This is a genomic window from Clostridium sartagoforme AAU1 (assembly GCF_000401215.1).
Taxonomy (GTDB): Bacteria; Bacillota; Clostridia; order Clostridiales; family Clostridiaceae; genus Clostridium; species Clostridium sartagoforme.
In genome coordinates this window covers 1-14,021 of record NZ_ASRV01000173.1, presented here as the reverse complement: position 1 = coordinate 14,021, position 14,021 = coordinate 1, and the positions used below count along the sequence as shown (strand labels likewise).

The following is a 14,021-nucleotide window of genomic DNA, read 5'->3' as shown; positions in this document are numbered from 1 at the left end:
AGGATTTTAAAATTGCAAAAACAGCTATAAAGTATAATGTTAATGATTATTTAGTAAAGCTTGAATTAACACCACAAGTCTTAGAAGGATCTGTAGAAAATTCTATTAAGGAATTAAAAAAGAGGGAAAAAGAAAATGTTAATTTAGAAAGTAGTAGTGATCAACAAGATATAAGTAGTTTAAAAGAAAGATTTTTTATAAAATTATTGTACAACTTATTTGAAGAAAATAAGTTAATGTATGAAGAAACTATACAGTTAAATCTTGATTTAGAAAAAAAGAAGTTTATAACTTGTTTTTGTGATATAAGTTCTAATTCAAGGGAAGAATTGGATAGCGATAAACTATTAAATATTTATATGTGTACCTTTAATATGATAAAACAAATTTCTATTAAATACTTAAAATCATTTAATGTATTTCTTGATGCCAATCATTTTGCAGTTATATGTTATTTTGAAGAGGAAGAAGACTTTAACATAAAAAATACAGTTAAAAGAGCTATGTATAATATTTCAGAGGCTGTTAAAAATTATTTTAATGTAAGTATAAAAATTGGAATAGGGAATGTTTATGACAAGCTGGAGTTGATTTCAAATTCATTTCAAGAAGCTAGATATGCCTATAACTTACAAAGTTCAAATGAAGATATAAGAGTTTATTCAAAGTTAGAAGATGATAACGAAGATAGATTTAACATAAATTTATTTAGGGATGATTTAAGAAGGGCTTTTGAAGAATATGATTCAGAAAGATTAGATAAAATATTTTGCAATATAATAGATTGGTTAAATTCGTCTCCTAATGAATATTTAAAAGCAATAGATTGTGCATGTAATATATTATATATATCATTAAATTTATTACCCGATGGGACAGACTGCATAAATGATATGTTTTCAAGTGAAATAGAAGGATATAGAAGTATATATAAAAAGAAGAATGTTATAGAAATAGTTCAATGGATATCTTTATTAAGAGATAGATTATGTGAATATATTGATTTTAGGAAAAGAAATTATAAACATCATATAGTTACTCAAGTTAAAAAATATATTAATGATAATTTAGAAGAAAAGATTTATTTAAATGAAACCGCTAGTATACATAATATAAGTCCTAGTTACTTAAGTTTAATATTTAAAAAGGATTGTAATATGGGCTTTTCTGAATATGTAAATCAAATGAAAATAAATAAAGCAAAAGAACTATTAATTAAAGAAAATCATAAAGTTTATGAAGTTTCTGATAAATTAGGATTTGAAAGTGCATTTTATTTTAGTAAAGTATTTAAAAAAATAACAGGATATTCACCAAAAGAATATATAAAAATTATGTCATAGAGAATTAAAATATCGTCTATATAAAGATATATGGACGATATTTTTATATAAAAGATATATATTTAGAAGTAAAAAGTGAATGAAATAAAAAAATAATACATGAAAAGCTTGATAAAATATTTAGAAAAATCAGCAATGAAAAGGTTAACAAAAAAGTGAATGAAATAAAAAGATTATCCATTTATAAGCAAACACTAAATTAATATAATAAAATTGTAAATCGAATCAATGAAAAGTGAGGGGAATGAATTATGAAAACTAAAAAAATTATTTCTGTCCTTCTAACATTAGCAGTAGCTAGTAGTGTTTTTATAGGTTGTGGAAGCAAAGAAGACACTAAAACAGAAGGAAATACATCTGGTGAAAAAGTTACATTAAAAATGTCAGTTTGGGATAAAGATAAGACAGCTTATTTGCAACCTGTAATAGATGCATATAAGGCCCAAAATGAAAATGTTGATATTGAATTAGTTGATATTTCTTCAGCAGAATATCAAGACAAGTTATCAGTTATGTTATCAGGTGGTTCTGATGATATAGATATCATAACAGTTAAAGATACACCAGGTTATTCTTCAATGGTAAACAAAGGACAATTAGAGCCACTTACTAGTTATATTGAAAAGGATAAAGTTAATTTAAATCTTTATTCAGGAACAACTGAACAAATGACAATAGATAACGAATTATATTCACTTCCATTTAGAAGTGACTTCTGGGTTCTTTACTATAACAAAGATCTTTTTGATAAGGCAGGCGTAGAATATCCAACTAATGATATGACATGGAAACAATATGAAGAACTTGCAAGAAAAATGACTTCAGGCTCTGGAGCGGAAGCAGTTTATGGCAGCCACTATCATACTTGGAGATCTACAGTACAATTACCAGCAGTATTAGATGGTAAGAATTCAATTATACAAGAAGATTATTCATTCTTGAAGCCTTTCTATGAGATGGTATTAGGAATGCAAAAAGATAAGGTTGTTATGGATTATGGTTCATTAAAAACTGGAAGCATACACTATTCAGGAGTATTTGAAAATGAACAAATTGCAATGTTACCAATGGGATCATGGTATATTGGAACTGTAATAGCTAGTCACGATAAAGGTACAGCTGATATGAATTGGGGAATAGTTAAATATCCTCATGCAGATGGAGTAGAACCTGGTACAACAGTTGGTACAATAACATCATTAGGTATTAATTCTAAGTCTTCAAAGAAAGATGCAGCTTGGGACTTTATAAAATTCTTTAGTGGTGAAGAAGGTGCTAAGGTTGTAGCTAATAGTGGAACTTTACCAGCAATTAAAACTGATAGTATAGTAGATACTATTGCAGGAACAAAGGGTTTCCCTACAGATGCAAATAGTAAAGAAGCATTAAATACAGTGAAAACATATTTAGAAATGCCAGTAGATAGTAAATCAGCTTTAATAGAAATAATATTAAATGAAGAACATGACCTTATAATGACAGGTAGTGTAGATATAGATGCAGGATTAAAAGAAATGGCAAATCGTGTTAAGGAAGAATTAAATAAGTAGAAATTATTAATAAAGAAATAAGGGGGCTTTAAAAAGCTCCCTCCTAAATAAAAAATAAAATATCTTAAGGGGGATATGCCCAAGAAAGGCAGGTTTGTTATGGAGTTAAAAGTGAATCAAGAAACAAAGCAAAAAATATCACATAAAATAAATAAAAAGCAGATGAAAAAGAATCTAACTGCTTATTCGTTTATCCTTCCTAATTTTTTAGGTTTTGCAATCTTTACATTGATTCCAGTTATATTTGCATTTATACTATCTTTTTTAAATTGGGATGGAGCTAATCCTATAAGTTTTGCAGGTTTAGATAATTTTAAAAGACTTATAACAGATACAACATTTAAAATAGCACTGAAGAATACAGTAGTGTACTCAATTGCTACAGTTCCATTAACTTTAGTAGCATCATTAGGGATTGCAATATTACTAAATAAAAAGATATTTGGACGAAATTTCTTTAGAACAGTATTTTTCTTTCCATACGTAGCATCTCTAGTAGCTGTTGCAGTTGTTTGGAATATGATCTTTAATCCATCAATGGGAGTTGTTAATAGTTTTCTAATGTCTTTAGGAATCACTAATCCACCAGGATGGACATCTTCTACTACATGGGCAATGCCAGTAATAGTTTTCGTTAGTATTTGGAAAAACATGGGATACTATATGGTAATATATTTAGCAGCACTTCAAGGCATTCCAAGAGATTTATATGAAGCGGCAAGTATAGATGGTGCTAACGGATGGCAACAATTTAAAAAGATAACTTTGCCTATGTTAACTCCAACAACTTTCTTTGTTAGTATAATGCTTACTATTTCTTGCTTTAAAGTGTTTGATTTGGTTTATATGATGACTCAAGGTGGACCAGGTAGATCTACAACAGTATTGGTTTCACATATATACAATACGGCATTTAAGGAATTTAGTTATGGTTATTCAAGTGCTATATCTATGGTTTTATTCATGATAGTCTTGATAGTTACTATAGTTCAATTTAGAGGCGAGAAGAAATGGGTTAGCTATATGTAATACTAATAAAAAGGAGGTAGTTAAAGTGAACATGAAAACCAAAAATACAATTTCAAAGATATTAACATATACACTTTTAATAGCACTAACTATATTAATGCTGGTTCCGTTTGCATGGATGCTATCAGCATCTCTACAATTAAACAAAGATGTATTTAAATTCCCATTTGATTGGATACCTAATAATCCTGTATGGAGCAATTATAAAGAAATATGGACTAAAATACCTTTAGGAAAATTTATTTTTAATACATCAAAATTAACAGTAATAATAACGTTATTACAATTATTTACTAGTAGTTTTGCAGCATATGCTTTTGCAAAATTGGACTTTAAATATAGAGATAAGATATTCTTGTGCTATGTAGCAACAATAGCAGTTCCATGGCAAGTATATATGGTACCTCAATTTATTATGATGAGAGAATTGAATCTAAGTGATACTCACTTTGCTTTAATACTATTACAAGCATTTTCAGCATTTGGAGTTTTCTTAATAAGGCAATTCTACATGAGTATTCCAAATGAATTACTTGAAGCAGCAAGAATAGATGGATATAGTGAATATAAAATTTATTATAAAATAATGCTTCCTTTAGCTAAACCAGCATTATCAACATTAACTATTTTTACATTTGTTAGTGTATGGAATGATTTTATGGGGCCATTAATTTATATAAACTCAGAAGCTAAAAAAACTATTCAAGTAGGTTTAAGAATGTTTATAAGTCAATATTCAGCAGAATATTCTCTTATTATGGCAGCATCGCTTATTGCTTTAATACCAGTACTTATTATTTTCCTAGCTTTACAAAGATTTTTTGTTGAAGGTGTAGCATCATCTGGATTAAAGGGATAATAAAATTATTATAAAAATCAAGATCTTATTAAATATTATTATAGAATGATATTTAATAAGATTTTTTAGCCTATACTTCATAGAATATTTTTCTAAATTATATTGACATTTATTATTAAAAGGAATAATATAAATAAAAAGTTAAATTTGTTGAAAGGAAGAGTAAATATCTATAAGTATCTTTAGCGAGTGAAGGATGGTGGAAGCTTCATGAGAACATGATATTGAAAGACATCCTGGAGAAGCTTATCTGAAACTAATTAGGATAAGACGTGTTCTAGCGTTAATAGATTGAGATAACTTTAATATCATTTTATTAAGTTAAATTAGGATGGCACCGTGAACAGAGCTTTCACTCCTATAGGGAGTGAGGGCTTTTTATATTTTGGGGGGAATTATATCAAAATTAACCTAGGAATAATTTTTTGTAATTTCCTTTCTTCAGTTTTCAAGTGGACATATGTAAGTTTGAGTTGACTTGGAGTGAAGTGACGGAATAAGTAAATTTACGTATGTCCGCTTTTTATACTTAAAGAAGGCCGCTTTAAGTATATATCTTAATTATTAAATTTAATTTATGATTAAAAGTTAATAAGGGTGGTACCACGGTAATTTATCGTCCCTTGAGTAAAGTAATACTCAAGGGATTTATTTTTTTATTAATATAAAAATATAAATTTAAAAGGAGTGTTGTTTATGGAGAGAATTTTAATTACAAATGTTAGCAATTTTCAGGAAAAAGAAATAAAAATAGAAGGTTGGGTTTATAGAATAAGAAAGCTGAAAAATATTACTTTTTTAGTTATAAAAGATAGATCTGGTTTAATACAATGTATATTTGATAATGAAGTTAGAGATTTAAATACACTAAAAATTGAATCTGTAATATCTGTTGTTGGGATAGTAAAAAGTAGTAATAATTCATTACACCCATGTGAAATAATAGGAAATGAATTTCATATAATAAGTGAAGCACAAGAATTGCCAATAGAAATAAATAAAAAAGAACTGAATATTAATTTAGATACAATATTGAATAATAGAATTCTTAGCTTAAGACACGAAAAGACCAATTCTATATTTAAGATACAAAATATAATAGTACAGAGTTTTAGAGAATTCTTAATTAAAAATGATTTTACAGAAATATTTACTCCTAAAATTGTAGCGGAGGGTACCGAGGGAGGAACAGAATTATTTAAAGTAGATTATTTTGGTAAAACTGCATATTTAGCACAAAGTCCTCAATTTTATAAGCAAATGATGGTAGGAGCTGGATTTGAAAGAGTATTTGAAGTTGCACATGTTTATAGAGCAGAGGAGCACAATACAAGTAGACATTTAAATGAATATGTGAGCATGGACTTAGAAATGGGGTTTATTAATGATGAGTTTGATATAGTTAATTTAGAAGAGAAGTTAATAAAATATATGTTAAAATCATTAGAAGAAAAGGCAAAGAGATATTTAGAAATATTGAAAGTTGAAGTTCCAAGAATAGAAAATAGCATTCCAAGAATGGACTTTTCTGAGGCCATAAGTGTATTAAGAGAGGTTTATGGCAAAGAAAATTTGGAAGATGATTTAGATCCAGAATCAGAAAAGCTTATATGTAGTTATGTAAAAGAAAAATTTAACTGTGACTTTATTTTTCTAGTGAATTATCCAATAAAAAAGAGAGCTATGTACACAATGCCTTTTAAGGAGGGCGGAAGTAGAAGTTTTGACTTACTTTTTAAAGGCGTAGAAATTACTAGTGGAGGAGAAAGAATTAATAATTATAATATGCTTATAGAAAGTATAAAGAATAAGGGATTAAATCCAGAACATTATGAGAATTATACTGATATTTTTAAATATGGCATGCCAAAGCATGGAGGGCTAGCAATAGGACTAGAAAGATTTACTGCTCGATTATTGTCATTAGAAAATGTTAGAGAAGCCTCTTTTATAACTAGAGATAGAACTAGAATTACTCCATAAAAACCAGAAATCAAATAAGGCTACCTATAATAAAGATAGCCTTATTTGTTACATTATTTACAAAAATCTGTTAACTTAGTATTATCTTGGACATCCATTAATGCTTCGCCAAATCTTTGATAATGTACAACTTCTCTTTCTCTTAAGAAACCTAATATTTTTTTTATTTCAGCATCATCTGTTAAGTTCATTAACCATTCATAAGTTGCTCTAGCTTTTTGTTCAGCAACCATATCTTCATGAATGTCTGCGATTACATCACCTTTAGCTTGGATATAAGTAGCAGTCCAAGGGTTTCCAGTAGCATCAGTATAGAAAGTTGCTTTTCCATGATCGGCATAATGCCCATCTAAGCCAGCAGCTTTTATTTGATCTATTGATGCATTTTCCATAATTTGATGAGCCATAGTAGCTATTATTTCTACGTGAGCCATTTCTTCTGTTCCAATATCGGTTAATAATGCTTTAGACTTATTTGTAGGCATCGAAAATCTTTGATTTAAATATCTAAGAGCAGCACTAAGTTCTCCATCAGGACCACCATATTGAGTAATTAGAACCTTAGCCATTTTTAAATCAGTAGATTTTAAGTTAACAGGGTGTTGTAAAGTTTTAACATAGTACCACATTAATTTTTTCCTCCTCTCATATTTTCCCATGGCCATGGGCCTTTAACCCAAGCTTCAGGATCTTGGAAATAAGAAGAGCCAAAATTAGTTAGAGGGCCATATTCTTTTTCATAATCCCAAATTGTCTTTTTTAATTCACAAGAAATTACCTCGAAATCATGTTTTGCTTTTTCAGAAGTCGGGAAATTATCTAAATATAAATTTAGGTCTAGAGCAAAAAATTGTAACTTTCGTATTTTATCTAAATACTCATTTTTATTCATTACTTGTGAACACCTCCAATGTATTTAACATCACAGTAAGGACTATATAAATCTTTGAAAATTGTACCAGCATCAAAGGCATCTTCTATATTAAATAATTTTTCATATGGTTGAAGAGCTACAAATGCTTTAGCATATACTGGAGGGTCGAAAACTTTATATGACTCATGGCAATTTTTAGCTGTATCAGTACATGTTATATTACAATAAAGCTTACTAGGATCTTTTATACAGTCATTACATTTTTCACAATTATCATCATCACGATAATACATAATTAAACATCCTTTCGTTGATTCTCTATATTTATAAACTATGTAGAAAAAAGTAGAAATGTGCCTAAAAGATATAGAAATCCAAAAGTTTTAAAATTTAAATAATGAAAGAATTTAAGTAAATAGGTAAATTCTTATGATAACTATTTTTATTGATTTTAATATTCTATATGATATTATCTAATATATAACGACATATAGAAGGTGATTTTATGGAAAACATAATTTATACAGAATTAACTGGTAAAATAGTTACAAAAGATAATTGTAAATATGAAGAAAGTAGATTATCTTGGAATAGAGCAATTGAAAAGTATCCATTAGTAATTATATATTGTTATAATGAACAGGATATTATAAATGCAATAGTATGGGCTAGAAAAAACTCTATAGAAATAAGAGTAAGATCAGGGGCTCATAGCTACGAGGGATATTCAACTGGTAATGATGTAGCTGTTATAGATATAAGTAAGATGAATGAAATTTATATAGATGAAGAGAATAGTGTTGTAAAAATAGGTGGAGGAGTAAGAAATAGAGAAATATATGAGGCATTAGGAAGTAAAAGTTATGCATTTCCAGGAGGGGGATGCCCGACAGTAGGTGTAGCAGGACTGATACTTGGTGGCGGCTGGGGATATTCTAGTAGATTTCTAGGATTAGCTTGCGATAGCTTAATTGAACTTGAAATGATAAATTATAAAGGGGAAAAACTAATTATTAATGAGCAAGAAAATAGTGATTTATTTTGGGCTTGCAAAGGCAGTGGAGGATGCAATTTTGGAATCATAACATCTATGACTATAAAACTAAAAGAAAAAATAGAAATGGGTACATTAATTTATATAAATTATCCTAATATTAGTACTGAAGATAATATTAAAGTTATTGAAGTTCTCCAAAATTTATATAAGAATTTAGATAGACGAATTAATTTAAAGACTGCAATATATAATTCAGTAGAAAAAGGCAGAGGCGTTAAGCTTACAGGATTATTTTATGGAAATTCTATTGATGCAAGAGAAATACTTAGTCCATTAGAAAATATAACAAATTCAATGGAAATTAAAATAGAAGATATGAGTATATTGGAATGTAATAGATATATTCAAGATAGTCATCCAGACTATGAAAAGTATAAGTCAACTGGTAGATTTATTTATAAGGATTATAATTATACTGAATTAAAAAGACTTATAGAAATAATAGATAATCCGGCTGAAGGAGCAAATTATACTGCTATATCTTTTTATGGAGCAGGTGGAGCCATTTCAGATGTAGATAAGTTAGATACAGCGTATTATTATAGAGATGCTAAGTTTATAATGGGAATTCAATCTGTTTGGGAAGAAGATAAATATGCTGATATAAATAAGGAATGGCTTAAAGAAAACTTCAAAACTATAGAGTTAATGACAGTAGGATCTTTTGTTAATTTCCCTTTACATGAACTGAATAATTATGAAGATGAGTATTATGGAGAAAATATAATAAGGTTAAAGGAAATTAAAAAGAATTATGATCCGTATAATATATTTAATTATCCTCAAGTTATAAGAAATGAATAATAGAAATTTTACTTATAAGTGTTATAATTATCTATAGATTATAAAGGTTGAATAGGGGATATATATGAAGATTTATTATTTTTCATCAACAGGAAATAGCTTATACATTGCCAAAAGATTAAAGGAAGAACTAAATGAAGATATAGAATTAATATCTATGAGTAAGGCATTGAAAAATAATGATTTTACTTGTGATAATGATGTAGTTGGATTAATTTATCCTATACATTGTGGTTCTTTACCTATAGTAGTTTTGAATTTTTTAAAAGAGTTAAAATTAAAGCAAGATTCATATGTTTTTGCAATTGGTGTATCAGGTGGAGGAGAAGCTAAAAGTAGCTTTGCACATATTAATGAAATTATTAAAGATACAAATATTTTATCAAATTGTGTTTGTATAAAATATATTTCTAACTATGTTAGAGCAGGTAGAAATCCAAGTGAAGAAAGAGCAATTACAGCAATTAAAAGGAATGAGGAAACTTTAAAAGAGTTTATTAATGAAATTAAGTTAAGGAAGATAAAGAAACTTAATTATAAATTTGGTATAAATAAAATTCTTTATTTTTCATGGAAAAATATATACAAAAGTAAAGATAAAAATTTCAGGGTTAATACTGAATGTATTGGATGTGAAGTTTGTAAAAATGTGTGTCCAGTAAACAACATTATAATGGAAAATAATAAACCTAAGTGGAATGGAAAGTGTACAGATTGTATGGCTTGTATAAATCTATGCCCTAAAAAAGCTATAAATATTGGGAAAAGTACAATAAATAAAAATAGATATAAAAATCCATATATAAATATGAACGAGTTAATGAGTTGATAGATAAAGTATATAGTTAAGAACGATTATGTAAAGACAATATGTTGAAAAAGTGATATAATTGAAAAGTATTATTAAGTGAGGTGATGAAATGAGTAGTATAGCAGGTAAAGGCTGTGAAAGATTAATTCCTACTGAAGAAAAGAAGCCTTTAGAAGAAATTGAGCGTAGCCTTGTTAAAAAATATAGAAAACATATTTGGACTAAGTTTGTAAGGGCAGTCAAGGATTATAACCTTGTAGAAGAAGGAGATAAGATTGCAGTAGCTATTTCAGGTGGTAAAGATTCACTACTTATGGCGAAGTGTTTTCAAGAGCTTAAAAAACATGGACAAATGAATTTTGAATTAGAATTTATAGCAATGGATCCTGGATACCATCCACAGATAAAAGATTTACTTATAGAAAACTGTAATCATCTTGGAATCCCAGTACATATATATGAAGGAAAAGTTTTTGAAGTTATAGATAAGATGGCAAGAGATTATCCATGTTATCTTTGTGCAAGAATGAGGCGAGGGTCTCTTTATAGTAAAGCAAGAGAGCTTGGATGTAATAAGCTTGCATTAGGACATCATTATAATGATGTTATAGAAACAACATTATTAAACGTGCTTTATGCAGGGAATTTTAAAACTATGCTTCCTAAATTTAAAGCAGCAAATTTTGAAGATATGGAACTTATAAGACCCCTTTATTATGTTGAAGAAGATTATATAAAAAGATTTACTAATAATGCAGGAATTTGGCCTTTAAATTGTGCATGTATGGTTGCAGCAGAGAAAATAGGCAATAAGAGATATGAAATAAAAGAATTAGTGAAAGAGCTTAAGAAGAATTTTGATGGAGTAGAGAAATCAATATTTAAAGCTGCCGAAAATGTAAATTTAGATTCCATACTTGGATGGGAAAAAGACGGTATAAAAACTAAGTATTTAGATGTTTATGATGAGTAATAAAATATAGATATATTATTAAAAGATATTATGGTATAAAAACTTATGCATAATATCTTTTTTTACTTAATTTTTTAAAAATTTATCAGAGTGAATTTTGAATAATTAAAAATAGATTATGAATACTAATAATATAATGGAGGTGAAAAAAATGGCTAAAAAGAATCAAGAGGCAAGCTGGGAAAAGAAAAGATATAAATCTCCAAAGAAAAGTGAAGCTTCTAAAGTACCAGAAGTTAAGTAAAATATAAGGTGATGAAGCTACTTCTAATAATAATTTCACAAAGTAGCTTCTCAAGATTTTATAAAAATAACTAAAATGTATTAAAAAAATAGATAAAATATATTAAAAAAATCTAATTATTTACGATAATATAAAAGAAATAACATTTCAATAAATATACAAAAAGATCTATAATATGCTTTTTTTATTAAAGGATATATGGTATATTTTATTTGTGATTTCAAATAAATAGAAATTATATTTAAAGGAGAAATATTATGGATAGAGAAAGTATTTTATCTATGGATCCTAATATTTTATTAAGCCTGATAAATATGAAATTAAGAGATTTTTATTCAAATTTATCAGCATTATGTGAAGATATAGATGTAACAGAGGAAGAATTGATAGAGAAATTAAGTTCGATAGGGTATAAATATGAGAAAGAACAAAATCAATTTAAGTAAGCGGGTAGGAGGAAAAATTTATGAAGCTTAAAAATATTAGTAAGTTAGCACTTGGATTAGCAGCAGGTGCGGCTTTAGTTGCTACATTAATAAACGATAATAAAGAAAAATCAGAAAATGAAGTTAAAGTAGAGGACGAAAAAGAAATAGTAGAAGAAGAGAAATAAATAATCTTTTTATGAAAAATATGCTTTGAGAAGGATTAAGAAGGTATGATTAGGGAAAATAGTTATAACAAGGATGTTAGCCCCCTTAACAAAAACAATAAAAATTCTATTGACTTACAAAGTCATAAAGAATTTTTATTAAGCTCAAAAGAATCTTTTGTAAAATCCATTAAAGGACTATTTATTTCTGTAAATAAAGAACAAGATTCAATTATGCTTTATGGAAATAATAAAGAAATCATTGGATACGATGAGGAGTTTATTATATTTACTGTTGATGAGAGTAAAAAATATGTGCACAATGATTATATAAAGATTTTAATTGACGCAGTAATAAATAATGAAGAAGAAACTGAAGTTAAGATAATAAATGCTTTAGGGCAAGAACTATGGATAAGCGTTAAAGGGCAAAGTAAAATAAATAAAAATGGTGAATTCTTAGGCTTTGAAGGATATTTATATAATATAACCAAAGAAAAGGAAGCTCATTTAAAATTAGAGTATATGACTCAATATGACGAACTTACAGGACTAAATAATAGAAAACATTTTAAAGATATAATTGAGGAAGAACTTAAAAATCATACTAAATTGGAATCTAGAGGAGCTTTAATTATAATAGACATAGATAATTTCAAGTTTATAAATGATTCTTATGGGCACAAGTGTGGAGATATATTTTTGAAACGATTTTCAGAGGATTTAAAGAATGCATTTGATGATAATAAACTATTATGTAGATTCGGTGGAGATGAATTTTTGATATTTCTACCATCAATAAATAGTTTAAATGAAATAAAGTGCACAACAAGGAAGATTATTGATATATTAAAGAAACCATATAATATAAATAACGATAAAATATATTCTTCATCAAGTATAGGAATATCTGTTTTTCCAGATGATGGCGAAAATTTTGAAGTTCTATTAAAAAATGCTGATGCTGCAATGTATATAGCAAAAGGAAATGGAAAAAATCAATGTCAAATGTTTAATAATAATATATCAAGAGAAATAAATAGAATTTACTCTATTCAAAGAGGTCTTAGAACCGCGTTAGAAAATAATGAAATGTTCGTTGTTTTTCAACCTAAAGTAAGGCTTACTGATGATGAGGTTAATGGATTTGAAGCATTACTTAGATGGAAAAGTAATGAAATAGGATTTGTAAGTCCAGGTGAATTTATTCCTATAGCAGAAAATACTAGGCTTATAATACCAATTGGGAAATTTGTATTAAGAGAAGTGTTTATAAGAGTAAAGTATTTATTATCAGAAGGATATGATAATTTTAAAATAGCAGTTAATTTATCTGAAATACAATTAAGGCAGGGTGATTTGATAGAATATTTTAATTCTTTAATTAAAGAGTTTAATGTTTCACCTAAATACATAGAGGTAGAGATAACAGAAAGTATGATAATGAAATCTGTAGACAGAAATATAGAGTGTTTATTACAAATAAAAGACTTAGGATCATCAATAGCTTTAGATGATTTTGGTACTGGATACTCTTCATTAAATCATTTAACTAAATTACCAATAGATGTCTTAAAAATTGATAGAAGTTTTGTTATTGATATGACTGAAAATGATAAAAGTAGATATATAATTGAAAATATAATACAATTATCTCATAAGCTAGGTATAACAGTTGTAGCTGAAGGTGTTGAAGAAAAAGAGCAAGTAGATTATTTAAAAAGTATAGATTGTGATACTGTTCAGGGTTTTTACTATAGTAAACCAGAAAATTTTGAAAATGTAATTAATATGTTAAATAAGTAGAAAAGCTGTTTTATTAATTATAAAAATATGGAACTATATATGTAATTTGCTTGGAATTACTAAAAATAAATTGAATGCAAAAAACTCCTATTGGAG

14 protein-coding genes and 1 other annotated feature are annotated in these 14,021 nt (G+C 27.3%); of the genes, 11 read left to right on the top strand and 3 right to left on the bottom strand.

The features are described from left to right. The 5 genes from A500_RS14280 to aspS form a co-directional block, all read left to right on the top strand. On the top strand, positions 1–1,343 hold a 1,343-nt coding region (locus A500_RS14280), incomplete at its 5' end, for a helix-turn-helix domain-containing protein (protein ID WP_016208275.1). A 251-nt stretch (positions 1,344–1,594) separates the two neighbouring features. Beyond that, positions 1,595–2,893 (top strand): ABC transporter substrate-binding protein, encoded by a 1,299-nt coding sequence (locus tag A500_RS14275; protein WP_016208274.1) that lies wholly within the window; start codon positions 1,595–1,597, stop codon positions 2,891–2,893. A 75-nt stretch (positions 2,894–2,968) separates the two neighbouring features. Continuing rightward, positions 2,969–3,922: a carbohydrate ABC transporter permease gene (locus A500_RS14270; protein WP_016208273.1), complete on the top strand. Its 954-nt coding sequence runs from the start codon at positions 2,969–2,971 to the stop codon at positions 3,920–3,922. A gap of 31 nt (positions 3,923–3,953) precedes the next feature. After that, entirely contained in the window at positions 3,954–4,781 is an 828-nt protein-coding gene (locus A500_RS14265; RefSeq protein ID WP_016208272.1) for a carbohydrate ABC transporter permease, read from the top strand. 141 nt (positions 4,782–4,922) lie between these two features. Further along, positions 4,923–5,144: a binding site (T-box leader), on the top strand. Positions 5,145–5,477: 333 nt separating this feature from the next. Continuing rightward, positions 5,478–6,764 (top strand): aspartate--tRNA(Asn) ligase, encoded by a 1,287-nt coding sequence (aspS, locus tag A500_RS14260; protein WP_016208271.1) that lies wholly within the window; start codon positions 5,478–5,480, stop codon positions 6,762–6,764. A gap of 53 nt (positions 6,765–6,817) precedes the next feature. Here aspS and A500_RS14255 read toward each other — a convergent pair whose 3' ends face one another. Genes A500_RS14255 through A500_RS14245 form a run of 3 tightly spaced genes read right to left on the bottom strand, consistent with a single transcriptional unit; the run spans position 6,818 to position 7,931 of the window. Continuing rightward, positions 6,818–7,393 carry a manganese catalase family protein gene (locus A500_RS14255; protein ID WP_016208270.1) on the bottom strand — a complete coding sequence of 192 codons (576 nt, stop codon included), beginning with the start codon at positions 7,391–7,393 and terminating at the stop codon, positions 6,818–6,820. Beyond that, positions 7,393–7,656 (bottom strand): spore coat protein CotJB, encoded by a 264-nt coding sequence (locus A500_RS14250; RefSeq protein WP_016208269.1) that lies wholly within the window; start codon positions 7,654–7,656, stop codon positions 7,393–7,395. The genes A500_RS14255 and A500_RS14250 overlap by 1 nt, the downstream gene beginning before the upstream one ends. Next, complete coding sequence (locus A500_RS14245) at positions 7,656–7,931, bottom strand: spore coat associated protein CotJA (protein ID WP_016208268.1); 276 nt, start codon at positions 7,929–7,931, stop codon at positions 7,656–7,658. The genes A500_RS14250 and A500_RS14245 overlap by 1 nt, the downstream gene beginning before the upstream one ends. A gap of 212 nt (positions 7,932–8,143) precedes the next feature. On the opposite strand from A500_RS14245, the gene A500_RS14240 reads away from it, so the two are divergent. The 6 genes from A500_RS14240 (at position 8,144) to A500_RS14220 (ending at position 13,925) form a co-directional block, all read left to right on the top strand. After that, positions 8,144–9,499 (top strand): FAD-binding oxidoreductase, encoded by a 1,356-nt coding sequence (locus A500_RS14240; protein WP_016208267.1) that lies wholly within the window; start codon positions 8,144–8,146, stop codon positions 9,497–9,499. 64 nt (positions 9,500–9,563) lie between these two features. Continuing rightward, complete coding sequence (locus tag A500_RS14235) at positions 9,564–10,328, top strand: EFR1 family ferrodoxin (protein WP_016208266.1); 765 nt, start codon at positions 9,564–9,566, stop codon at positions 10,326–10,328. A 91-nt stretch (positions 10,329–10,419) separates the two neighbouring features. Next, positions 10,420–11,283 (top strand): tRNA 2-thiocytidine(32) synthetase TtcA, encoded by an 864-nt coding sequence (locus A500_RS14230; RefSeq protein ID WP_016208265.1) that lies wholly within the window; start codon positions 10,420–10,422, stop codon positions 11,281–11,283. Between the two features lie 501 nt (positions 11,284–11,784). Then, positions 11,785–11,973: a DUF4250 domain-containing protein gene (locus tag A500_RS14225; RefSeq protein WP_016208264.1), complete on the top strand. Its 189-nt coding sequence runs from the start codon at positions 11,785–11,787 to the stop codon at positions 11,971–11,973. A gap of 20 nt (positions 11,974–11,993) precedes the next feature. Then, complete coding sequence (locus A500_RS20475) at positions 11,994–12,140, top strand: hypothetical protein (protein WP_157453670.1); 147 nt, start codon at positions 11,994–11,996, stop codon at positions 12,138–12,140. Positions 12,141–12,185: 45 nt separating this feature from the next. After that, positions 12,186–13,925 carry a sensor domain-containing protein gene (locus A500_RS14220; RefSeq protein WP_016208263.1) on the top strand — a complete coding sequence of 580 codons (1,740 nt, stop codon included), beginning with the start codon at positions 12,186–12,188 and terminating at the stop codon, positions 13,923–13,925. Positions 13,926–14,021: the final 96 nt, after the last annotated feature.